This window comes from Type-E symbiont of Plautia stali (assembly GCF_059731115.1).
Genome location: NZ_AP035907.1, coordinates 97881 through 119605 on the forward strand (window position 1 = coordinate 97881; position 21725 = coordinate 119605).

Here is a 21725-nt window from a genome sequence, read left to right on the forward strand (position 1 = left end):
CGTAGTTAAAAACGCTATATTTTTCAGCCCTAATTTCTCTGCTGGTTATGGGGAAATGATTAGCGGTTGCAGTGAGAAAATAATGTGTTATGGTAACGGCACGATTAATTTACCGGAGTGAATGTCGCGGACCTGATAACAGGAAACAGGGTCTGTCACCAGATATCATAATGATGAATTCTGACTTATCTTTTTTCTCCACCTACAACACCCGCCTTCGTTACGCACGTCACTATCTGCAACAGTAATATTCTGCTTTTAAATTTTTACTGACAGCTGCATTTCATCTCTCTTCACTGCAGAGGGATATTCTCACGCCATTCACTGGCATCGACCAAAATAATAAGGTTTTAAATTATGACCAGGAAGAATCTACTCGCGATTTCCCTCACTGCGTTAATCAGTTCACCGACACTGTTTGCTGCCGACTTGCCGGGCAAAGGTGTGACGGTCTCCCCGGTGCAAAGTACCTTGCCGGAAGAGTCATTCCAGACGGAGCTGATTAACAGAGCGCTGGAAAAACTGGGCTACGAGGTCAAACCCACTGAAGAAGTGGACTACAACGTGGCTTACACGGCGATTGCTGCGGGCGATGCCACTTACATGGCGGTTAACTGGGAACCGCTGCAAAAGGATATGTACAACGCCGCAGGCGGGGATACAAAATTCTATCGCAAAGGCACCTATATCAGTGGTGCCGCGCAGGGTTATCTTATCGATAAAAAGACCGCTGACAAATATCACATTACCGATCTCTCTCAGCTGAAAGATTCGAAACTGGCTAAACTCTTTGATGCTAATGGAGATGGCAAAGCCGATCTGGCGGGATGTAATCCGGGCTGGGTCTGTGGTCAGGTGATTAATGCACAAATTGATGCTTATGGTCTGAGTAATACGGTGCAGCAGAATCAGGGTAATTATTCTGCGATTATTGCCGATACGTTGACCCGCTATAAAGCGGGTAATCCGGTGCTCTATTTTACCTGGACACCTTATTGGGTGAGCGATGAATTAAAACCGGGCAAAGATGTGGTCTGGTTGACGGTGCCGTATTCTGTCACGCCAGGCTCGCAGAAGAATGAAGATACCGCGTTGCCAAATGGCAAGAATTATGGCTTCAAACCAAACAATGAACATGTGGTGGCAAATAAAGCCTGGGCAGAAAAGAATCCTGCCGCGGCGAAACTGTTCGAGATCGTCAAACTGCCGCTTAATGATGTTAATGCGCAGAACCAGCGTATGCATCAGGGAGAATCGTCCAGCGAAGACATTCAGCGCCACGTGAATGGCTGGATTCATGCGCACCAGACCACGTTTGATGGCTGGGTGAAGCAGGCCGCCGCCGCAGCGCAATAACGGCGTTAGCGTCCCCAGGAATCCGCTTCCCGCCCTGCAGAATCGCAGGGCGGGAAACCGCTTTACCGTACTTCATTCACATACATGAAGTGCTCGGTGCTGAAACGATGATGCGCCAGGATCACGGGGATCGCACTCTGGTCAAAAGACACTTCATCTATCACCATCACCGCGTGCGGCAATGCCAACTCCAGCAATGTCGCATCTTCTTCGTTTGCCAACTGTGCCGTAATCTGCTCACGTACCGCTGCCACACGCACATCGTAATGTTCGAACAGAAAGCGATAGAGCAGCGGCGGCAAGTGTTCTGCCGGAGGGAAATCAGGCAGACGCGCAGCAGGCAATATCAGCGTTTCATGCATGGCGGCAATGCCTTTCACCCGACGCGTGCGCTTCAGGCGTATCACGTCATCTCCGGCGGCGATCTGCAGTTTTTCTGCTTCCCGCTCGTTAGCTTGACGCAACTGATAATCCAGCAGTGTCGTTTCTGAATGTAGCAATCCGCCGCTTTTATCGTGCAGGCGAAAATACTGGAAAAAGTGGCTCAGGTTGTGCAGCGGTGCCCAGCCGGTCACCACCGTGCCGGTTTTGCGACGGCGCATCAACATCCCTTCGGTGGTCAACGCGGCCAGCGCTTTGCGCACCGTTCCCACCGACACGCCAAATTTTGACGCCAGGCTGTTTTCACTCGGCAGGATTGTGCCCGCAGGTAGCTCACCCTGCAGGATCGATTCGCTGATATGGCGTTTCACCACTTCATACAATGGCGCGCCTTCCCCTTCGCTTAAACGAGAGAATTGCGGCCTGTTGTCTGCGTCATAGTTTTTTTGCATGTTTCCGATTACCGATTGACCTGCGTCCTTGAATTGCATTATCTATAAACTATATAGAAATACAACAGACGATAATCCTATGTTGCAGAATTCTCGCCTTAACAGTGCGTTAGAGACCATTGCGGATGACACCGCACAGATAACTGACGATATGCAGCGCATGCTGGCCGTGGATACCTGTTTTCCACCGGGCAATGGCTATGGGCAATTTGCCGATCTGATGACACAGCTGTTAGCGCCAATGCACTTTAGCTTTGAGCGTGTTTCAGTGCCGGAAGATCTCTGGCAAGCGCCCGATGGCAGCGCATCCGGCGAGCGAGTGAATTTGCTGGCAACGCTTAACTGTGGCGCAGCCGAAAACTGCAATCTCTACTTTCACACCGATACGGTGCCTGCGGGAGATGGCTGGCGATTTCCTCCGCTGGCACTGACGGTGGCCGAAGGTAAGTTGTTTGGGCGCGGCGCGGCGGACATGAAAGGGACGATCGTGGCGGCGATGGCGGCGATCCGTGCAGCGCAGGCCTGCAATCTGCCGCTGCGTTTCAATCCGGTCTTTCTGCTTTGTACCGATGAAGAGGGCGGGTTGTATCCCGGTATTCGTTACCTCGCGGAACAGCAGCGCTTCGCTGGGCATCTGTTGAGCTTCAATGGTGGCGCAGTGCCACGCATCTGGGCGGGCTGCTTTGGCAGTATCGATCTCAAAATCATTATTACCGGGCGTTCCGCGCATTCTGGCGATCCGCTGCACGGCATCAACGCCATCGAAGCCGCACTGCCGCTGATGAACGCGCTTTATCAACTGAAAGGCGAAGTGGAACAGCGCACCTCGGCAATGCCTGCGCCGCCGCATTATCAGGGCAAACCGCTGACCTCACTGGTGACGCTGGCTGCCGCACAGGGTGGCAGCAAAGGCTCAACCATCCCCGAACGTTTCGAACTGCTGGTCAATCGACGTTATGCCCCGGAAGAGGCGTTTGACAACGTCTGGCAGGAGTTGACCCACTGCATCCAACAAGCGATGCAAGGCAGCCCAGCGCTTGATGTCAGCGTGCAAATGATTGGTCATCTGGCCCCGGTGGCCAATCCTGATGGCCCGCACTGGCCACGCTGGCAGGCCGCACTGAGTCAGGGATTTGGTTTTAAAGCGGAGGAGTTTAAACCCTGGGGATCCTCAACCAGTTCGGATATGGGTTGGGTTCAGCAGGCCGGTATGCAGGAAATTTTACTGGGTGGTTTAGCCCGCCCCGACAACCGCATTCATGCCGCCGATGAGTTCACAACGATGGCAGATGTTATCGCACTTTCGCAGTCCATTCTGGCGTATCTCGCCGATGAGTTTCAGCCAACCCAGGGTATTTAACAAACTAACGAGGAAGAGAAGATGTGCGCGATGAAAGGGTTAAACCGCAGGCAGTTTATCACCAGCTCTACCGCTCTGACCGGTGCAGCCATGTTACCCTGGTCGTTCTCGGCCCATGCCGCAGCGGTAACCAGCGCGACGCCGGGCGGCACGCCACGTAAAGGCGGCGTACTGCGTATTAGTGTCGATCAGGCGGTCAGCGTGCTGAATCCGCATCAGGTGCGCGTCAACCCGGAATATCTGGTCGCGGAGTTGCTCTACAGCGGCCTGACGCGCCTGACGCAGGAGATGAAAGCCGAAGCAGACCTGGCCCAATCCTGGCAGGCGAGTGCCGATCTCAAGCAGTGGACCTTCACCCTGCGTCCGAACCTCAAGTTCAGTGACGGCAGCGCATTGACCTCGGCAGATGTGGTAGCCAGTTTGCAGGCGTTGCTGGATCCGAAAAATGCTTCTCCGGCACTGCACAACATCGGTCCGATCAAAGCGGTGAGCGCCAAAGATGCCAATACAGTGTTGATCGAAACCGATGCCCCTTACGCTGACCTGCCGGTGATGCTGGCCTATCCCGATGCCAAAATCATTCCCGCCAGCATTGCGCAGGGTCAGTACGACAAACTCACCAAAGCCTCGCTGGGCGCGGGGCCTTTCCAGCTGGTTTCTTACGATCCCGAACGCAAAATCGTGGTAAAGCGCAACCCGCATTATTACGACCCGGCGCGTCCTTATCTTGATGGCGTGGAAGTGGTGGTCTATCCCGATGGCATCGCAGAAAGCTCGGCGCTGATCTCCGGTGATACCGATTTGATGCTGAGTGCACAGTCGAGCGAATTTGCGCGTCTCTCCAAATCGTCAGGTGTGCTGCCACTGCGGGTGGCATCCGGTCAGTTCCTCAATGTGAACATGGGCTGCGATCAAAAGCCGTTTAACGATGTGCGCGTGCGTCAGGCGCTGGCACTGTGCGTTGATCGCCCGGCATCGGTGGACTTTGTTGCCGATGGCCTCGGTTCGCCAGGCAACGATACGCCAATCAACGCCTCTTACCCTTACTTCGCTAACCTGGCGAAAAAAGCGGTGGATTACAGCAAAGCCAAAGCCTTATTGGCGGACGCGGGTTATCCCAACGGCCTCGATTTAACGTTGATTGCCTCGGATAAACCGGCGACTCGCACCCAGTTGGGTATCGCGCTGCGTGAGATGGCTAAGCAGGGCGGTTTCCGCATTGACGTGCAGACCATGGCACACAGCACTTACCTCGATCAGGTATGGAAAAAAGGCAACTTCTACGTCGGCTTCTACAACATGCAACCGACGCCGGATGCGGTGTTCTCGCTGCTCTACACCTCGACCGCATCATGGAACGAAACGCGCTGGAACAACGCCGATTTTGATAGTGCGGTCAATGCCGCCCGTGAAACCAACGATGATGCGCAGCGCACCACGCTGTACGGTAAAGCACAACAGTTGATGCATGACGAAGTGCCTTCGCTGATTCCGACCTTCTTCGATTTGCTGGCTGCCAGCCGTGATTACGTTGGCGGATATCATCTGCATCCGCGTGGTGCCGTGTTCCGTCTCGACCATACCTGGTTAACTGACAAAGCGCCTAAGCGTGCAGTGTAAGGAGCGACCGTGACAGCCAGTTATCTGCTTAAACGCCTGCTGCTAATGATCTACACCTTGCTGGTGGTGTCACTGCTGGTCTTTGGCATCACGCAGCTGTTGCCAGCGGACGCCGCTGTCACCTTGCTGGGGCAAAACGCCACGCCAGAGGCACTCGCCGCGGTGCGCGAACGACTGGGATTGGATGCGCCAGCATGGTTGCAGTATTGGCATTGGCTGAGCCAGGCGTTGCAGGGCAATTTTGGTGTGTCGATGCGCAATGGGCTCGAAGTGGGGCCGACGTTGTTGACCGCGCTGTCGCGATCGCTGTTGCTGGCGGTGTGTGCACTGTTGCTGATGCTGGTGATCGCTATTCCGCTCGGTATCTGGGCGGCAATACGTCGCGGCAAAACCGCCGATGTGCTGGTCAGCGTCATCTCCTACATCGGTATCTCCTTCCCCGAGTTTGTCACTGCCACGCTGGTGCTACTGCTGTTTGCTGATGTCTGGCAGATTCTGCCCGCCACCGGCTATGTGCCGCTGAGTGAAAACTTCATCAGCGGCGTCCAGCACCTGATCCTGCCGTCAATCACCGTGGCACTGATCCTGGTGGCGCACGTTTCGCGCATGGTGCGTTCGGAGATGGTCGATGTGTTGCATACCGACTACATCCGCGCCGCCTGGCTGAAAGGCCTGTCGCGCCGCCGCATTCTCTGGCGTCACGCGCTGCGCAATGGCTTGTTGCCGACCATTACCATTGTGGCATTGGATGTCGGTTATCTGCTGGGCGGCATTGTGGTGGTCGAGGAGATCTTCGCCATTCCCGGTATTGGTCGTGAGCTGATTGTTGCCGTGCAGGCACGCGATCTGCCCACCATTCAGGCCGGTGTGATGATTCTCGCCGCGACCTATTCGGTGGTGAATTTCCTCGCCGATTTGGCCTATGTGGTTCTGGATAAGCGAATTTCCTATGCCTGATATTTTAAAACGTTTACTGCGCTCACCGCAGGGCGCGGTCGGGGTACTGATTATCCTGCTGTCGCTGCTGATGGTGGTCGGTGGCGCGCATGTCGCACCTTTTGATCCCGAGTCGATCTCGATTCTGACGCGTTACAAACCGCCGAGTGCCGAGCACTGGTTTGGCACCGATCAAATGGGGCGAGACATCTTCAGCCGGGTAATGGTTGGCGCACGCTCCACCATCGTGCTGTCACTGCTGGCAACCGCATTGGCCATGGTGATTGGTTCAGTACTGGGCACCGCCAGCGCCTATCTGGGCGGCAAGATCGATGAATTTATGATGCGCACGATGGATGCCGTGATGGCGATCCCCAGCCTGCTGTTTGCTTTGCTGATTGTCAGCACTTTGGGTCAGAGCAGCATGAATGCGGTGCTGGCGATCACCATTGCGTTTGTGCCGGGCATGGTGCGTATTTCACGCAGCGTGGCGCTGGCGGCGCGGCAGCAGGATTACATCAACGCGGCGATTGCCCGTGGTGAAGCCGGGCACTACATCATCCTGCGTGAAATGCTGCCGAACATCCTCGCACCGATCATCGTGGAAGCCACCATCCGCGTGGCCTTCGCCATCATGCTGTTCGCCACCCTGAGTTTCCTCGGTTTAGGCGCACAGCCTCCCGAGCCAGAGTGGGGGCTGATGGTCTCCGAAGCCCGCACCTATTTCTTCACCGCGCCGTGGATGATGATGATTCCGGGCCTGGCGATCGCGCTGGTGGCGATTGGTTTTAACTTACTGGGTGACGGGCTGCGAGACGTGCTCAACCCAAGGAGCCACTGATGAGTGTGAAGCCTGAACCGGTGCTGTCGGTGGAAAATTACAGCCTTGATTACGCGTTACAAAGCGGTGAGTCACTGCCGGTGCTGCGCGATATTACGTTAAACGTGATGCCCGGCGAAGTGCTGGGGTTAGTGGGGGAATCCGGGTCCGGCAAAACCACGCTCGGCTGGGCGATCATGCGCTGGCTGGCGGGCAATGCGCGTGAGAAGTGGGGCGACATCCGCCTCAACGGAGAGAGCCTGCTGAGTTTGCCTGCCCCAAAACTGATGGCCTTGCGCGGCGCGAAGATGGGGATGATTTTTCAGGACCCAAGTGCTTCGCTCAATCCTACCCTTACGCTGGGCGAACAGGTGACAGAAGTGCTGCGGCGCCATCGCGGCTTAACGGCACGTGAAGCGCAGGAATTGGGCGAGTCGCTGTTACATGACGTCGAGCTCAAACATCCGGCACGCATGATGCGCCGTTATCCGCATCAGGTTTCCGGGGGTGAGAAGCAGCGCATCTTAATCGCCACGGCGTTCGCCTGTCAGCCGGACTGCATGATCTTCGATGAACCGACCACCGCGCTGGATGTGATCAGCTCGGCGCAGATCCTCGATCTCTATGAACGTCTGCGCGAAGAGACGGGGGTGGCCTCACTGTATATTTCCCACGATCTGGCGCTGGTGGCGAAAGTCGCCGATCGCGTTTGCGTGCTGGAAAAAGGGCGAATTGTGGAGCAGGCCGACACGCAGAGTTTGTTTAGCGCGCCGCAGAACAGCTATACCCGCAAATTGATCTCAGCAGTGCCAAATCCGCAGCAGCGTCTGGTACAGGATGCCGCCGGATCGCAGCCGCTGCTGACGCTGGACGCGCTCACCATCGATTACGGCCAGCAAGGTTTTGTCGACCGCTTGCTTAAACGTGAAGCCAATACCACGCGTGCCGCCAACGCGGTTTCGCTCACCGTGCATCAGGGCGAGATCCTTGGCGTGGTGGGCGAGTCAGGTTCGGGGAAATCCTCGCTGGGCAAAGCGATCACCGGACTGGTGCCGTTTAGCGGTGAGCTCGACTTCTGCGGCTATGCGCTGCAAGGCCGCGCGCAGATGGATAAAGAGTATCGCCGCCGGGTGCAGATGATCTTTCAGCATCCGGACGCCTCGCTGAATCCACGCATGACCATCGGTGAAATCATTGCGCGTCCGCTGCGCTTATACGGTTTGCCGCCGGGAGAAACGGAAGCGCAAGCCGTGGCTCGCCTGTTAGAGGAAGTGCGGTTGCCCGCAGAGTTTGCCACGCGCTATCCGCACGCGCTGTCCGGTGGTCAGAAACAGCGTGTTGCTATCGCACGTGCTTTTGCCAATCCACCAGATTTAGTGATTTGCGATGAAATCACCGCTGCGCTGGATGTGTCAGTGCAGGCCACCATCATCGAGCTTTTGCTGGAACTGCGTCGCCGCTACGGCACGGCCTATCTGTTTATTACCCACGATCTCAACCTGATACGTCAAATCGCCCATCGCGTGGCGGTAATGTATCGCGGCGATGTGGTGGAAGTGCTGCCCGGCGAGAATATGAGCGCGCTGGCGCAGCATCCTTATACCCGCGCACTGCTTGATGCGGTGCACGTTCCCGACTTATCCCAATCCGTTGCTTAACGAGAAACGCATGAATCCTGAACAGTTAATTCATCATATCGATCGCGAGTTCTGCCTCTCTTTCCTGGCAAAAATGGTGCAGCACAAAAGCTACAGCGCCACCGATGGCGAACGTGAGTTAGCCCGCTATATGGCAGAACAGATGGCACAGCTGGGCCTGGAAACCGAACTGCAAAAAGTCCCGGGCGATCGTCTCAATGCTATCGGTCGCCTGGCGGGCAGCGGCGGCGGCAACAGCCTGCTGTTCAACGGCCATCTGGACACCAATCCGGTAACCGAAGGCTGGACGGTGGATCCCTGGGCAGGAAAAATTGACGACCAGTTCATTTACGGCATTGGCGTCTCCAATATGAAAGCGGGCGATGCGGCCTACTTCTGTGCGCTGAAAACGCTGATTGATGCCGGTGTGAAACTGAAAGGTGATGTGATTCTGACCTACGTGGTGGGCGAATTGCAGGGCGGTATCGGCACGCTGGCGGCAATTGAACAGGGCGTGCGCGCCGATTACTTTATCAATGCGGAACCCACTGATCTGCAGGCGCTGACCATGCATGCCGGTTCACTGATGTTCACCATTGAACTCACCGGTGATACCCGCCATCTGTCAAAACGCGAAGAGGCGGTGGATGCGATCAACGCCGCCGTCGAACTGATTCCGCAGATTAATGGCATGGTGTTCAGCGGCGCGAAAAGTGAAGAGCATCTGAAAATTAACCGGGGACATATCGGTACTGCGCACGGCGCACTGGGGCGCGATCTGCAAGAGTGGCGTCCGCCGCAGGTGGCTGACTTTGTACGCCTGAAGGGTTCAGCCCGCTTTGCGCCGGGTCAAACCGTTGAAGGCGTGTTAGCGGATCTGCAAGCGCTGCTGGATACACTGTGCCAGCGCTTACCCGGCCTGAAAGCTGAGCTGTTTGATGACGGTATCCGCGATAAGCCCACCATGTTGCCTTTCGAAGTGTCGCCAGAGTCACCGATTGTCAAAGCGGTGAATCGCGGCTGGAAAACCGTGCGTGGCACCGAACAGCCTACTGGCGTCATCACGCCGCCAGCCTTCTTTGGTACTGATGCTGCACACCTGTATCAGCATGCGGGCATGGAAGGCATCGTGTGTGGTCCGGGCGGTAAATACAACACCATGCCGGATGAGCGCGTCGAGATAACCGAATTCCTTGATATGGTGCGCATTTATCTGCTCGCGATTCTGGAGATCTGCCATCCGGTCGAGGGCGCATAATGAACGCCGCGGCGCTGAGTCGCCTGCGTGCCACGATGCAGCAGGCCAATGTGGACGTAATGATCATCGATCATGGTGAACTGCTGGCCTGGCTGACCGGTTATACCGTGTCAGAAACCTTGTATCGCGCTTGCCTGGTGCCGCTTAACGGCAATCCCTGGATGGTGCTGCGCCAGTTAGATGAAGCGCCGTGCCGGGCGCAATCTCCTGCGCTGGCAGTAGAAAGCTATCGTGACGATCAGGACCCGTGGTTTGCGGTGGCGCACAGTCTGCTCCGACGCGGTTTTCAACGGGCGCGGTTGGGCGCGGATTACACCTCTTATGGCTTGACGGTGCACAGCTGGCAGCAGCTGTCGCGCCATTTGCCGGACGTGCAGTGGTGCGATTTAACCGGTGTGAGCGATCGGCTGCGCAGCGTGAAATTCCCGGCAGAGCTGGAGGCGTTGCGTCAGGCCTCCGCCATTGCCGATACCACGCTGGACGCGATGGGCAAAGCCGTGCAGGGCAGCTGGCGTGTACGCGATGTCGCTGCGCTGGCGGCAGGCGAATTTTTGCGTCTGGGTGCGGATACCGGGGAAACCGGGCCTATCGTCATCGCCAGCGGCGACAACGGTTTTCTCCATGCCAGCGGCCATGAACAGCGTTTACAGCGTGGCGATGTGCTGCACGTAGAGCTGATTCCTAAAGTGAAACACTACAGCGCGCGTCTGATGCGTCCGTTTATTGTGGGGGAGATCTCCACCCAGCGCGCTGAGCTGGCGCTGCAACTTATCGCAATACAGGATGAACAGTTCAGGGCCATGAAACCCGGCGTCAGCGCACGGGAAGTGGATGCGATTGTGCGCGAGGGGTTATTGCGCAATGGACTTCGTACGGATTATCCCAACATCACCGGCTATGCGCTGGGGCTGTATACGCGCACGCCGCGCCCGAGTGATTTTTCCTGTAGCTTCCATGCCAAAGCGGAGTGGTTACTGGAGGAGGATATGGTGTTCCATATGTATACTTCCGCGCAAAGTCTGGCGTTCAGCGAAACCGTTCGCGTGACGCCGCAGGGTGCAGAGCGGCTGACAACGCTGCCGCGCCAGCTATTATCATTGCCGGAACATTGATCAACAGGATGAAGGATGACGCAGGACATTTTACTCACTGATTTAGCCGCTAGCTTTCCAACGTTGGCTTTTGACCTGAAATACGCCACGACCGATAACATCACCGGTTACGGCATTTATCGCGAAGCGCGGGCCCTGCTGCATCCAGAAGCGGCGCGCGCGTTGCAAAAAAGTGTTGAGGTCGCCCGACTGGCTGGCTTCACCTTACTGATTTTTGATGCTTATCGCCCCCAGCAGGCGCAGTGGCATCTATGGGATGCCTGCCCGGATGCCGACTACGTGGTGCCGCCCGCAATCGGCTCGAATCACAGCCGTGGCGTGGCGATTGATCTGACGTTAGTGGATGACGCGGGCAAGGTGCTGGATATGGGCACCGCCTTTGATGCGATGGAAGATCTTTCGCATCCGTTCCATCCCGATGTACCGCCACAGGCACAGCGCCATCGTTTGATGCTCAATGCCATTATGCTGGCAGGCGGTTTTGTCGGTATGCCAACCGAGTGGTGGCATTTTGAGTTACCGGATGCGCAGCGCTATCCGTTGCTGGAAGATCGCTTTGGCTGCGTGGCGCGATAACCCTCACTCTCGTCGGCAGGGATGGGTCGTCCGCTCAGCCACTCTGAGACTTTTGGGCCTGAACAGCAGATAACTCGCCAGTGCCAGACCGCTTACACCCAGCGCGCCATAGGTCAGCACGGCGGAAAAACCGTCAGCCAGCACTTGCGAGGCGATAGCGCGGCTAAGCGAAACTTCAGCGCCAGCCGCTATGCGTTCTGCGAGCGCAACCACATCGCTGGAGGCAGGAAGCCGTTGCCGCAGACTGGAGGCGATCACTGCCACCAGCAGGCTGCCCATCAAGGCGATGTTGATCGCCAGCGTGATTAAACGTGCACTGATATCAATCCCGGAAGCCATGCCTACCCGATTAGCGGCAACGGAACCGGTCGTGGTATTGGTCACCGGCGTATTGGTGAGCCCGAGCGCGGTTCCCGCCAGCAGGGCACCCGGCAGCAAACTCAGTTGGTACGTGATGGCCAGTTTCATCAGCACGAACCCAGCACCGATCGAAAATAATCCGAGGGGAATGACACGGGCAGCGCCAAATCGCAGCACCAGTTTTTCCCCTATCGGCGGCATCAATAAGGTGGGCAAGGTATAGGCAAGCAGGGCAAAACCGGTATCCATACTGCTGAACCCAAGCCCGCTCTGGTAATAAACCGGCAGGTAGATCATCAGCGGCCAGAAACTGAAGTTCATGCCAATCGAACCCATCAAAGCCCCCGAGAAGGAGCGAATGCGAAACACCGAGAAATCAAACATTGGGTGAGGATGGCGCTTCTCCGTGCGAATAAACACCACTGAGCTGATCAGGATCACCAGCATAATTAGCCGGGCTTCAAGACCTCGCCAACCCATGCTGGCACCCTGGGTAATGAGATAGGTCACGCCAACCACGCATAGGGTGAGGGTGATCAACCCAACCCGATCGAGTTTGTTGCTTTGGCCAGGGTGGAATTCATCCACATTTTTCAGTGCGAGCACGAATGTCAGCAGCGCGATAAAGCCGTGCACCAGAAACACCCATTGCCAGCTTAAAACCGCCACCAGCATCCCGCCGATGATAGGACCGAAACCCAGACCAAAGCCAAAGGTTATCCCCCATGCGGCAAAGGCCTGGCTACGGGGTTTTCCCTGCGGGAACTGGTGCGAGAGTATGGCGATCAGGCAGGTTAACATCGCACCGCCGCTTAGCCCTTGCAGGAAGCGCCCGATGATGAGCCAGAATGCACTCCCGACCAGCCCGCACATCACCGAGGTCAAACCAAAACCGACAATGGTGATGAGAAAGATGCGCTTGCGGCCATAGTTATCCGCCAGCGTGCCGGTCGCCATTAAAACGGCGGTGCAGGCCAGCGTATAGGCATTCATGATCCACTGCAGATCGCGAAAATTCGCCTGCATCTCCTGTTCCAGTACCGGCAAAATCACCGGCACGCTGGAGATTTCCAGCCCCGACATCAACGCGGCTAAGCACACCGCCATCAGCGCCAACATGTTCTTCATCCTGAATTCCTGCGTCACGTTAAGAGCGTGCCAGCATGGAAGATTGACGCAACGGTGGAAATCCATGCCGATGCCAGATATCGTCAAAATCGTGCCAACATCATGGATAAGGCTGACATGCAAATCACTTCTTCTCTGCGTTCCCCTCCTGCAGCGCCGAAAAATCGGCGGCTGGTGCTTTTGGCGTATGAATGCCTCTGTACCTTTGAATTTGGTACTGCCGTTGAAGCGTTTGGCCGAGCAGATGACGTCTTCGGCCATCCGCTGTATGACCTGAGCGTGGCGTCGGTGGAAGAGGGCGTGTTTGGTGCGCAGGGCGGTGTGCGCCTGGTGGTGGATGGCGGGCTTGAGTTACTGGAAGACGCCGGAACCATCGTCATCCCCGGCTGGCGCAGCGTGACCGCACCGGCCTCTGAGGCGTTAATCACAGCGTTACAAAAAGCCCATCAAAATGGCACACGGATTGTCTCCATTTGTGCCGGAAGCTTTGTACTGGGTGAAGCGGGGCTGTTAAACGGGAAACGTGCCACCGCCCACTGGAACAGCACCGAGATCCTGGCCGAAAGATTTCCTCAGGTGCAGGTGGAACACGGCATGATTTACGTGGATGAAGGCAGCATCATCACTTCGGCGGGCGGTGCAGCAGGTGTCGATTTATGTTTGCATCTGATTCGACGCGATTACGGCATTGATGTCGCCAATCGCACCGCACGCAGAATGGTGACGCCGCCGCTACGAGAGGGCAGCCAGGCGCAGTTGATCCAACAACCTGTTCCACAACGCCGCAGCAATAGCCTCGCGCCCCTGCTCGACGATTTGCGCAATAATCTGAACGCGCCGTTGGTGATCGAGCAGTTGGCTCGGCAAGCAGGCATGAGCCGTCGCACCTTTATTCGTCGCTTTCATGATGCCACCGGCACCTCGCCGGGCGAGTGGTTGCTCGGCATTCGGCTGGAAAAGGCCTGCGCGATGCTGGAAAACAACGCGCTCAGTATTGATCAGGTCGCTGAGCAGGCGGGGTTTGGTTCTCCCGAAGCGTTGCGCCATCACTTCAGACAACGCTTTAACACCACGCCGACCAAATGGCGCAAGGCGTTCAATGAGCGGTTTGTGATGGGCTGAGTGTTCTTCAGCCTGACGTTCTGCGCAGTTGCCATAAAAACCACGGTGCACCGATAAATGCAGTCAACAGCCCGGCGGAGATCGGCCATGGCCAGGCGATGTTGCGCCCCAACCAGTCGGCAAGCACCATCAACAATCCTCCCATCAACGCGGCGGCGCACAGCTGATGACGTAGCAAATGGGCACCCAGCGCTCTGGCGCACTGCGGTGCCAGCAAACCGATAAAACTCAGCGGGCCGACCAGCAGTGTGCCCGCAGCAGTGAGTAATGCCGTGAGCAGCAGAATTAACAAATTCGTGCGGCGCAAGGCGATGCCCAATGACTGAGCAGTCGGCTGCCCTAATCCTAAAAGCGTTAACCAGCGTTGCATCATCAACGCCAGCGGACACAACACCATCGCGGCAACCATCGCACCAGCGGCCATGCTTGCGTCTATGTTCGCGGTCGAGCCGGTACTCCAGTTCAACAGCATCAGGGCACGCGGGTCGCCACTTAGCATCAGTATCATATTCAGCGCGCTGGCGAGGCTGGTGAGGCTCAAACCAATCAGCACCATCTTCTGCGGGTTAAACCTACTGCGCGCGCCAAACAAAAACAGCAACAGCATGGCGACCAGGCTGCCGACCACCGCAGCGGGTAACATAAACGTCAGGGGCCAGGAGGTGAACAACACGGTCAATAACACCGCGAGGGCCGCGCCGCTGCTGATGCCGGTCAGCTCCGGGCTCGCCATCGCATTACCGGTTAAGCGTTGAATTAGCACCCCCGCACACGCCAGCATCATCCCTGCACAGAGCGCACCGCTGATTCTCGGCCAGCGCCAGACCAGCAATTGCGAAGTGATTGCGCCTGGCGGTGTACGGTTGAACCAGAGAGACGCAGGCAGAATCAGCAGCAAAAGCAGTAACAGCATCCCCAGTTGACGCGTGTTGAAACGCGGGGTAGCGCTGAGCCGCGTTTGCCCGGTCGGCAGATGTATGGCGCGTTGCCGCATCAGCAGTATCAATAATAACGGTGCGCTTAACAGTGCCGTCACGGCGCCTGATGGAATGTCGCCCGCCGCAGGGGAACAGCGTAATGCGAGCTGATCGACCAACAGCAGTAAGGTTGCACCGGAGAGCATGCTGGCAATCAGCTGCTGTGGGAAGCGGCGCAGGCCGCAGGCTTTAACCATCGCCGGGGCCGCCAGCCCGATAAAACTGATAATCCCCACCTGGCTGGTGATCATCGCACTCAGAAACACCGCCACGCCCAGCGCCATAAAGCGCACCTGCACGGTGGCCAGACCCAACGCACGGGCATTTTGCTCGGATAATCCCAGCACCGTCAGCGGCCTGACCAGCAGCAGGCTGGCGATCAGTGCACAAGCCAGCGTTACCGCCAATACCAGGCTGCTGCTCCAGCCGCTTTGCGCCAGTGTCCCGGCTTGCCAGCTAAACAGATCGCTGAGGTAATCGTGGTTGAACAGCACCAATAGTGTGTTCAGGGCGTTGCCGTACAGGCTGAGAACCATGCCAACCAGAATCACGCTCAGCGGTGCGAATCGGCGACCCGCGGTGAGCGCCATCAGGATCAAAATAGCCACCATCGATCCGATCAGCGCCAGCAGCGGCAAGCCGATGACCAGCAGGCCGGGCGCGAAAACCAGCGCTGCGGACATCGCCAGATTGGCACCGGCAGCCACGCCGAGCGTTCCCGGTTCAGCCAGCGGATTTTGCAGCACCTGCTGAAACAGCAAACCGGCCAACGCCAGGCCCGCGCCGCACAGCAGGCTGACAGCGATGCGCGGCAGAAAGCTTTGCTCAACCAGCAGCGATGATAGTGAGACGGGATAGCGTGCCAGCAACGTGGAGTAATTGACGGTGACCAGCGTGAGAGCCGCAATAAAAGCGGCGCATAGCAGCACCATGGCGCTCATCGGTTTCATGATGCGGTTTCCAGTACGCGAGTGATATCGTCCGCCAGCCCAAGCGCCGTCGCGAGGCTGCCAAACGGAAAGAAATGATCCAAACGGGTCACACGCCCTTGCGCCACCATCGGCAAGTGGTGCCATAAACCGTTCGGCTGCCGGGCGCGCATCAAACGTGTCATCGCCGTCGGTAATTCAGTGTAGAAAAGCCAGTCGCAGGGGAGATCGGCCAGTTCCTCTATGCGCACTCGCGCGACGTGCGCAGCGTTAACCGATTTCTGCCAGGCGTTTATCAAACCGAGCTGGCGTAACACCGCATCGGCCAGACTGCCGTTACCGTAAAGCGTTGCGTACTTACCATCCTGATCCAACACCATCACCAGTACGCGCGTGTGTTGAGGATTAATCAGGCGCTGGCGATAAGTGTCCATTGCCGTATCGACCTGTTGCAGCCACTTTGTCGCGTGGGGTGTAACCTTCAGACGTGCGCCCAGTTGCCCGGTCCAGTCATGCAGGGCTTGCCATAGATCACCTGACGTCGCAAACGCGGTGACGGTTTCTACCGGGGCGATGGTCGCCATTTTGGTCATAACGGCGGCGGGGAGTGCATCGCTGATAATTAGAGCAGGGCGCAGGGTCGCGAGCATTTCCAGATTGGGCTCCCAGAAAGGCCCGATATCCTGCACGCTGTCAGGTAACAGCGGGCGCGGAATGCGTTGGCAAAAATAGTGGCTATCGGATATCGCTAGCGGCGTGACGCCCAGGCTCAGCAGCGTTTCCGCTGCCGCCCAGTTGATCGCCACAATACGCTGGCGATCGGGAATGGCCTGGCTCGCACGTGCCGCGATGGGCAGCACGACGAGCATTTTCAGGCAGGTACGACGACTGATATTGAACATCAGAAGTTCAGCTTCAGCGAGCCTATAAAGGTGCGTTCCTGGCCTGGATAGCAGCTGGTATCGCCATCGCAGGTACCGACATAGTGATGATCAAACAGGTTCTGCACGTTGAATCCGACCTGAATATTTCTGTTCACCTGATATTTCACGCCCGCATCGACCAGGGTGAAGTTCTTTACCGGAATGGTGTTGGCGTTGTCGCCGTACATGCTGCCGATATAGCGCACGCCAGTGCTCAGCAACAGCCCATCAAACATGCCCTGATGGAAGCCGTAGTTCAGCCATGCCGATGCCATGTTTTTCGGCACGTTAGCCTGCTGCTTGCCCTGATCGCCATTGTTGCTTTTGCTGATCTCGGCATCGGTGTAGGTATAAGAAGCCAGCACGTCGAAGTTAGAGGTCAGCTGTGCCTGTGTTTGCCACTCGATGCCGCGTGAGCGCACTTCACCTGATGCCACCTGATAACCGGTGGCGAGCCCATCGACGATTTCATTGGTGAGCACGTTGGATTTGGTGATATCAAACGCGGCCAGTGTCATCAGCAGATTGCTGTCCGGCTGATATTTCACCCCAATCTCATACTGATGCGCCTTACTCGGATCGAAGGTGCGGTTATGGCTGTCGGTGCCGCTGTTGGGCACGAATGACTCGGCGTAGCTGATGTACGGCGCCAATCCGTTGCCAACCAGATAAGTTAATCCCGCACGCCCCGTCCAGGCATCTTTGTCCACCCACGAGCTGCTGCCACTGAGGTTGTTCTGCGTGCGCATGCTGATATCGTCATGACGACCACCGAGCGTCACCAGCCATTGATCGGTCAGGTGAATTTGATCCTGCATGTACACACCCAACTGGGCGGTGGTTTGATCGTTGTTATTCACGGCGTTGGTCGGGTCGGCAATATCCAGACCGTAAACCGGATGGGTGATGCTGAGCGCGGGCGCAACAGCGCTGAAGCGCTTGGCGTTGGCATCCAGCCAGCTGTAATCCACCCCGGCCAGCAGCGTATGTGCGACTGACGCCGTGTTGAAATCCATCTGCAACTGATTATCGATGTTGAAGGCTTTCATGTGCTCATCAAAACGAATGGCGTTGCGTGACACGGTGTTGGTGGTGAAGTCTGGATCGCCTGCAAGCAGGTTGTTCAGAATGGTATCGGTCTGACCATAACGCAGGTTCTGGCGGAACTTAATGCCCTCAGAAAGCTGCTGGCTGAACTCATAGCCCACGCTGTACTGCTCCTGGCGGAAGCGGTTGTAGTTGTAATCGCCTAAGAGCGTGTCGGTGGTTTTATTGCCCGGATTGGTCAGGACTGCCACGGTGCCACCGGAGGTATCGCGCAGGTAATCAGCGCGCAGCGTCAGACTGGTATCGGCGGAAGGAAGCCACGTTAAGGTGGGTGCGAGGTACAGGCGGTTATCTTCTACATGCGGGCCATCGCGATACTGGAACTGGGTATCGCTGTCACGTGCCAGACCGACCACGCGATACAGCCACTGACCTTCATCATCCAGTTTATCGCTCATATCAAACTGCGCCTGACGGCGATTGAAATTCCCCAACTGGACTTCCACTTCATGCACGCCGCGCGCGTCAGGCATTTTGCTGACGCGGTTCACGATCCCGCCAGCATCGCCGAGACCAAACAGGGTTGAAGAGGGGCCGCGTACAATATCAATGCGTTCCAGTGCATAAGGCTCGGTGCGGAAGTAGCTGTAACTGTTGTTGAGTTGGCGTAGACCATCACGGTAATCGTTGGTGGTCAGAGCATTGAAGCCGCGAATGTAGATCCAGTCATAACCTTTGGGATCGACACCGTAGGTTTCGGTTTTCACTCCCGGCACATAGCGCAACGCTTCGGTGACGCTTTGGACATTCTGGCGGTCCAATTGCTGACGCGTGATCACCGAGACTGACTGAGGCACTTCAAGCAGAGGTGTATCTGTTTTAGTGGCGCTGGTGGTTTGATCCGGTACGGCGGAAGAGTTGCTCGGGGTTTTGGTTACCGTCAGCGTATCTTCGCCTACTGTCGAAGGCGTGACGGAGACGGTGTCACCATTTTGCGTCCACTCCAGTCCACTTCCTGCCAAGAGTTGACCCAGCGCGCTGTTCAACGTCATCGAGCCTTTCACCGCCGGTGCAGTTTTATTAGCAAGGGATGCCGGTGCAGCAATCAGCTGCACGTTAGCCTGTCTGGCTAATTGGTTGAGTGAGGTCGCCAGTGGTTGCGAGGGCAGTGACAGTGACAGCGTTGCCGCGGCGAAAACGGCGGAAGCAGGCAAGGCCACCGCCAGCGCGACGGCAATATGCGAAGGTCGAAATGCACGTAAAACAGAAAAACCAGCCATTCAGGATCCCCAGAGATAAGATAAATAATAATCATTCTCTTCTGAAGACGGCGCGCAGGGTCAAACCCTGACGTCGATTTTAATTATTTTTTAACGTCATGCTGGTTGCGACCACAGTGGATTGATTTTTAATGCTTTTTATTTTCACCGGCAGAACGCGCGGCAATGCGTTAGCAAAGCTATCCACCCGATTGGTATCAAAACTGCCGCTGATGCGCAGTGCGGCAACAGCAGGCGAATTCAGCTTGAGCGAAACGTCGCCGTAGCGAGCAAACTCCGCCAGTGCCATATCCAGCCGCGTGTCATCCAGTACGATACGATCGTCGCGCCAGGCGGCGATGCGCTCGGCGGGCAGCGTGGAACGAGAAATCAGACGTCCCTGCGCATCGGTGAGCGACCGTTCCGAGGCGTGCAGCACACTGATATGGCGCTGAGCTTGAGGAATGTGCAGATGCTGCATTGCCCGCCACCAGCGGTTCTCCCAGTTGCCGCGTGGACCGACGCGCACCGCGCCTGAACGCACGGCGACATCGCTGCCTTCACCACTCATGGTATGCGGCAGGTAACGGACCCGGAATTCGGTGCCCACTACGGTTACGCGGGTTGGGCCGCTAAGCACCTCAAACGGTTGGTTCGGGTTGTGTGTGACCTGGAAGAAGACTTGCCCTTGCGGCATCTCCACTTCCCGGCGATTGGCAAAGTAGCGCACATTGAGCTGAGTACCGGCATCCAGTGACAACGTGGTGCCGTCGGGAAGTTGCACGGTGCGCATCTCGCCACGTCCGGTGTGCCAGCTTGCGCTGTAAATCGGCGGGGCGAAGGTGTTACGTAGCGGGAAGTAGAGCACGGCTGCCAGTAACAGCAGCGCACAGGTCGCTACTATCGAACGCCACCCGATACGGCGTGCTGGCGCGGGGCGCAGATGCGCAACGGCAGCGGCAGGAATAGCCGCCGTCTGTTGCCACAGCCCGCCCAAATCCTCGTATTCTGCCCGATGGGTAGGCGTTTGCAGCCAGCGTTCGAAAGCCTGCTGCTCCTCTCGCGTCATGCCCTCTTGCTGACGGAGTAGCCAGTGAATCGCCTGTTCGGCAATTGTCTGCTCATCATGACGCGTCATCGTGCCTTCCCTGTCGATTGTTCATCACGCCAGCTGTCGCGGCTGGCACGGCAGGCCAGCATGGCGCGAATGATGTGTTTTTCCACCATGTTGGTTGAAATTCCCATGCTCGCAGCCACTTCGCTTTGCGACTGCCCCTCAATTCGATGACGGATAAAAGCCTCCCGACAGCGCGGCGGCAGGGTCTCAATGGCAGCCACAATATGGTCGATATATTGTTGGTTCTCAAGGCGATTGTCCGGTTGCTCGTAGCCGGGTGCCAGTAACTCATCGGTGTCAGTATCTTGCGAGGGATCATACTGTTTCTGCAGGCGATAGCGGTCGACCAAAAGATTTCTGGCGATATGGTAGAGCAATCCGCGGTGCGAGGAAATCTGTTCCGGGGCAGCCAGCGCGCGGCTGAATGTCTCCTGGGTCAATTCTTCCGCGAGGTGTTTATCCCGCAGTTTACCGCTCAAAAAGCGGAACAGTTCCGTGTAGTAACGCTCAAACGCTGACAAGATGGATTCCCAACAACCGCACAGTGCTGCATGCATGAAAGAGTGGCAGGCTGTATTTGAATGAAAATCGTTATCGTTATCAAGATGGGATGAGTGGAAAAGGTAAAAAAAGCGTTGTTGAGGAAGATTATGGGCGCGATAGGGTGCTGAGTGTGGAATTAAAAGTCGGGTAGGTGACGAGCCGTATCCATCTGTTGATGTAAAATTCGGGCAATAAATATTCCGGAAGGATTGGCAGTATAAAAAATGGTATGTGACTGGAAAACAATACGTTTCACATCCTGCACGCGCGGGTAATCCTGTCCCATCTCAGGCATCTTTGACAATGTTTCAAGGAACTCATCCAATGCATCGGTGTAGCGATCGGCTTGGGCTTCACCAAATTTGAGCAAGGTATAATCATAGATATTGGCAAAGTCACTGTCGGCAAGTTTGGACAGTTTATACACGATGAAGCTTCTTCCTTTCCGCAGCGATCTCACGCAGTGAACGCGGGCTTTCGCCACTTTCTAACCCTTCAACAACGGCATTTCGGACAACTTGATCATGTGATTCCTGTTGTTCCAGCAGCCGTAAAGCCGAACGCATCACTTCACTGGCTGATCCATAGCGCCCTGAATCAACCATGCGCGAGATGAAGTTATCGAGTTGTTCGCCTACGCTAACCGACGTTATTTTTCTCATTGAACTCACCGTGTATTAACTGTTAATACAAAAGAACATAGTTTGCTCAAGTCTTCATCGCCAGTCAAATCGACCTCGTCCTTATGGAATGTGCCACGCAACAGTATGTTTTGCTCAGCCCCTTAACCTTCACTCAACAACTATAATATT

19 protein-coding genes are annotated in these 21725 nt (G+C 56.4%); 10 read left to right on the forward strand and 9 right to left on the reverse strand.

Features of this window, described 5'->3' with window-relative positions; genetic code table 11:
• The first annotated feature begins 357 nt into the window (after positions 1–357).
• On the forward strand, positions 358–1356 hold the full coding sequence (gene proX / locus AC6I8L_RS20365; protein WP_058960768.1) for a glycine betaine/L-proline ABC transporter substrate-binding protein ProX: 999 nt from the start codon (positions 358–360) through the stop codon (positions 1354–1356).
• Positions 1357–1418: 62 nt separating this feature from the next.
• Here the strand turns inward: proX and AC6I8L_RS20370 are convergent, their stop codons facing one another.
• Positions 1419–2189 carry a GntR family transcriptional regulator gene (locus AC6I8L_RS20370; protein WP_058960767.1) on the reverse strand — a complete coding sequence of 257 codons (771 nt, stop codon included), beginning with the start codon at positions 2187–2189 and terminating at the stop codon, positions 1419–1421.
• Between the two features lie 79 nt (positions 2190–2268).
• Here AC6I8L_RS20370 and AC6I8L_RS20375 point away from each other — a divergent pair, with 79 nt between their 5' ends.
• From AC6I8L_RS20375 to ddpX, 8 genes are read left to right on the forward strand one after another with little or no spacing between them, the layout of a single operon-like run.
• A complete protein-coding gene (locus AC6I8L_RS20375; protein ID WP_058960766.1) occupies positions 2269–3549 on the forward strand; it encodes a M20 family metallopeptidase in 1281 nt (426 codons plus the stop codon).
• Positions 3550–3570: 21 nt separating this feature from the next.
• Positions 3571–5169, forward strand: coding sequence for an ABC transporter substrate-binding protein (locus AC6I8L_RS20380; protein ID WP_058960765.1), 1599 nt, complete (start codon positions 3571–3573; stop codon positions 5167–5169).
• Between the two features lie 9 nt (positions 5170–5178).
• Complete coding sequence (locus tag AC6I8L_RS20385; protein ID WP_058960764.1) at positions 5179–6126, forward strand: ABC transporter permease; 948 nt, start codon at positions 5179–5181, stop codon at positions 6124–6126.
• Complete coding sequence (locus AC6I8L_RS20390) at positions 6119–6946, forward strand: ABC transporter permease (protein ID WP_058960763.1); 828 nt, start codon at positions 6119–6121, stop codon at positions 6944–6946. Before AC6I8L_RS20385 ends, AC6I8L_RS20390 begins: the two co-directional genes overlap by 8 nt.
• Positions 6946–8583: a dipeptide ABC transporter ATP-binding protein gene (locus AC6I8L_RS20395; RefSeq protein ID WP_058960762.1), complete on the forward strand. Its 1638-nt coding sequence runs from the start codon at positions 6946–6948 to the stop codon at positions 8581–8583. Before AC6I8L_RS20390 ends, AC6I8L_RS20395 begins: the two co-directional genes overlap by 1 nt.
• A gap of 10 nt (positions 8584–8593) precedes the next feature.
• Positions 8594–9820, forward strand: a complete 1227-nt coding sequence (locus AC6I8L_RS20400) for a M20 family metallopeptidase (protein ID WP_058960761.1) — start codon at positions 8594–8596, stop codon at positions 9818–9820.
• Positions 9820–10932 carry a M24 family metallopeptidase gene (locus AC6I8L_RS20405; protein ID WP_058960760.1) on the forward strand — a complete coding sequence of 371 codons (1113 nt, stop codon included), beginning with the start codon at positions 9820–9822 and terminating at the stop codon, positions 10930–10932. The genes AC6I8L_RS20400 and AC6I8L_RS20405 overlap by 1 nt, the downstream gene beginning before the upstream one ends.
• A 15-nt stretch (positions 10933–10947) precedes the next feature.
• Positions 10948–11508, forward strand: coding sequence for a D-alanyl-D-alanine dipeptidase (ddpX, locus tag AC6I8L_RS20410; protein ID WP_058960759.1), 561 nt, complete (start codon positions 10948–10950; stop codon positions 11506–11508).
• A 3-nt stretch (positions 11509–11511) separates the two neighbouring features.
• On the opposite strand, the gene AC6I8L_RS20415 is transcribed toward ddpX, so the two are convergent.
• Positions 11512–12996: an MFS transporter gene (locus AC6I8L_RS20415; protein ID WP_479401742.1), complete on the reverse strand. Its 1485-nt coding sequence runs from the start codon at positions 12994–12996 to the stop codon at positions 11512–11514.
• A gap of 102 nt (positions 12997–13098) precedes the next feature.
• Here AC6I8L_RS20415 and AC6I8L_RS20420 point away from each other — a divergent pair, with 102 nt between their 5' ends.
• Positions 13099–14118 (forward strand): helix-turn-helix domain-containing protein, encoded by a 1020-nt coding sequence (locus AC6I8L_RS20420; RefSeq protein ID WP_058960790.1) that lies wholly within the window; start codon positions 13099–13101, stop codon positions 14116–14118.
• A 7-nt stretch (positions 14119–14125) separates the two neighbouring features.
• On the opposite strand, the gene fhuB is transcribed toward AC6I8L_RS20420, so the two are convergent.
• The 7 genes from fhuB to AC6I8L_RS20455 form a co-directional block, all read right to left on the reverse strand.
• Positions 14126–16045, reverse strand: a complete 1920-nt coding sequence (gene fhuB, locus AC6I8L_RS20425) for a Fe(3+)-hydroxamate ABC transporter permease FhuB (protein ID WP_064511349.1) — start codon at positions 16043–16045, stop codon at positions 14126–14128.
• Complete coding sequence (locus AC6I8L_RS20430; protein WP_058960758.1) at positions 16042–16926, reverse strand: ABC transporter substrate-binding protein; 885 nt, start codon at positions 16924–16926, stop codon at positions 16042–16044. Before AC6I8L_RS20430 ends, fhuB begins: the two co-directional genes overlap by 4 nt.
• Positions 16926–19274: a TonB-dependent siderophore receptor gene (locus AC6I8L_RS20435; protein ID WP_058960757.1), complete on the reverse strand. Its 2349-nt coding sequence runs from the start codon at positions 19272–19274 to the stop codon at positions 16926–16928. Before AC6I8L_RS20435 ends, AC6I8L_RS20430 begins: the two co-directional genes overlap by 1 nt.
• Positions 19275–19353: 79 nt before the next feature.
• On the reverse strand, positions 19354–20391 hold the full coding sequence (locus AC6I8L_RS20440; protein ID WP_058960756.1) for a FecR family protein: 1038 nt from the start codon (positions 20389–20391) through the stop codon (positions 19354–19356).
• Positions 20388–20891: an RNA polymerase sigma factor gene (locus AC6I8L_RS20445; protein ID WP_058960788.1), complete on the reverse strand. Its 504-nt coding sequence runs from the start codon at positions 20889–20891 to the stop codon at positions 20388–20390. The genes AC6I8L_RS20440 and AC6I8L_RS20445 overlap by 4 nt, the downstream gene beginning before the upstream one ends.
• A gap of 158 nt (positions 20892–21049) precedes the next feature.
• Entirely contained in the window at positions 21050–21340 is a 291-nt protein-coding gene (locus AC6I8L_RS20450) for a type II toxin-antitoxin system RelE/ParE family toxin (protein ID WP_034822506.1), read from the reverse strand.
• Positions 21333–21575: a type II toxin-antitoxin system ParD family antitoxin gene (locus AC6I8L_RS20455; RefSeq protein WP_034822508.1), complete on the reverse strand. Its 243-nt coding sequence runs from the start codon at positions 21573–21575 to the stop codon at positions 21333–21335. The genes AC6I8L_RS20450 and AC6I8L_RS20455 overlap by 8 nt, the downstream gene beginning before the upstream one ends.
• Positions 21576–21725 lie beyond the last annotated feature (150 nt).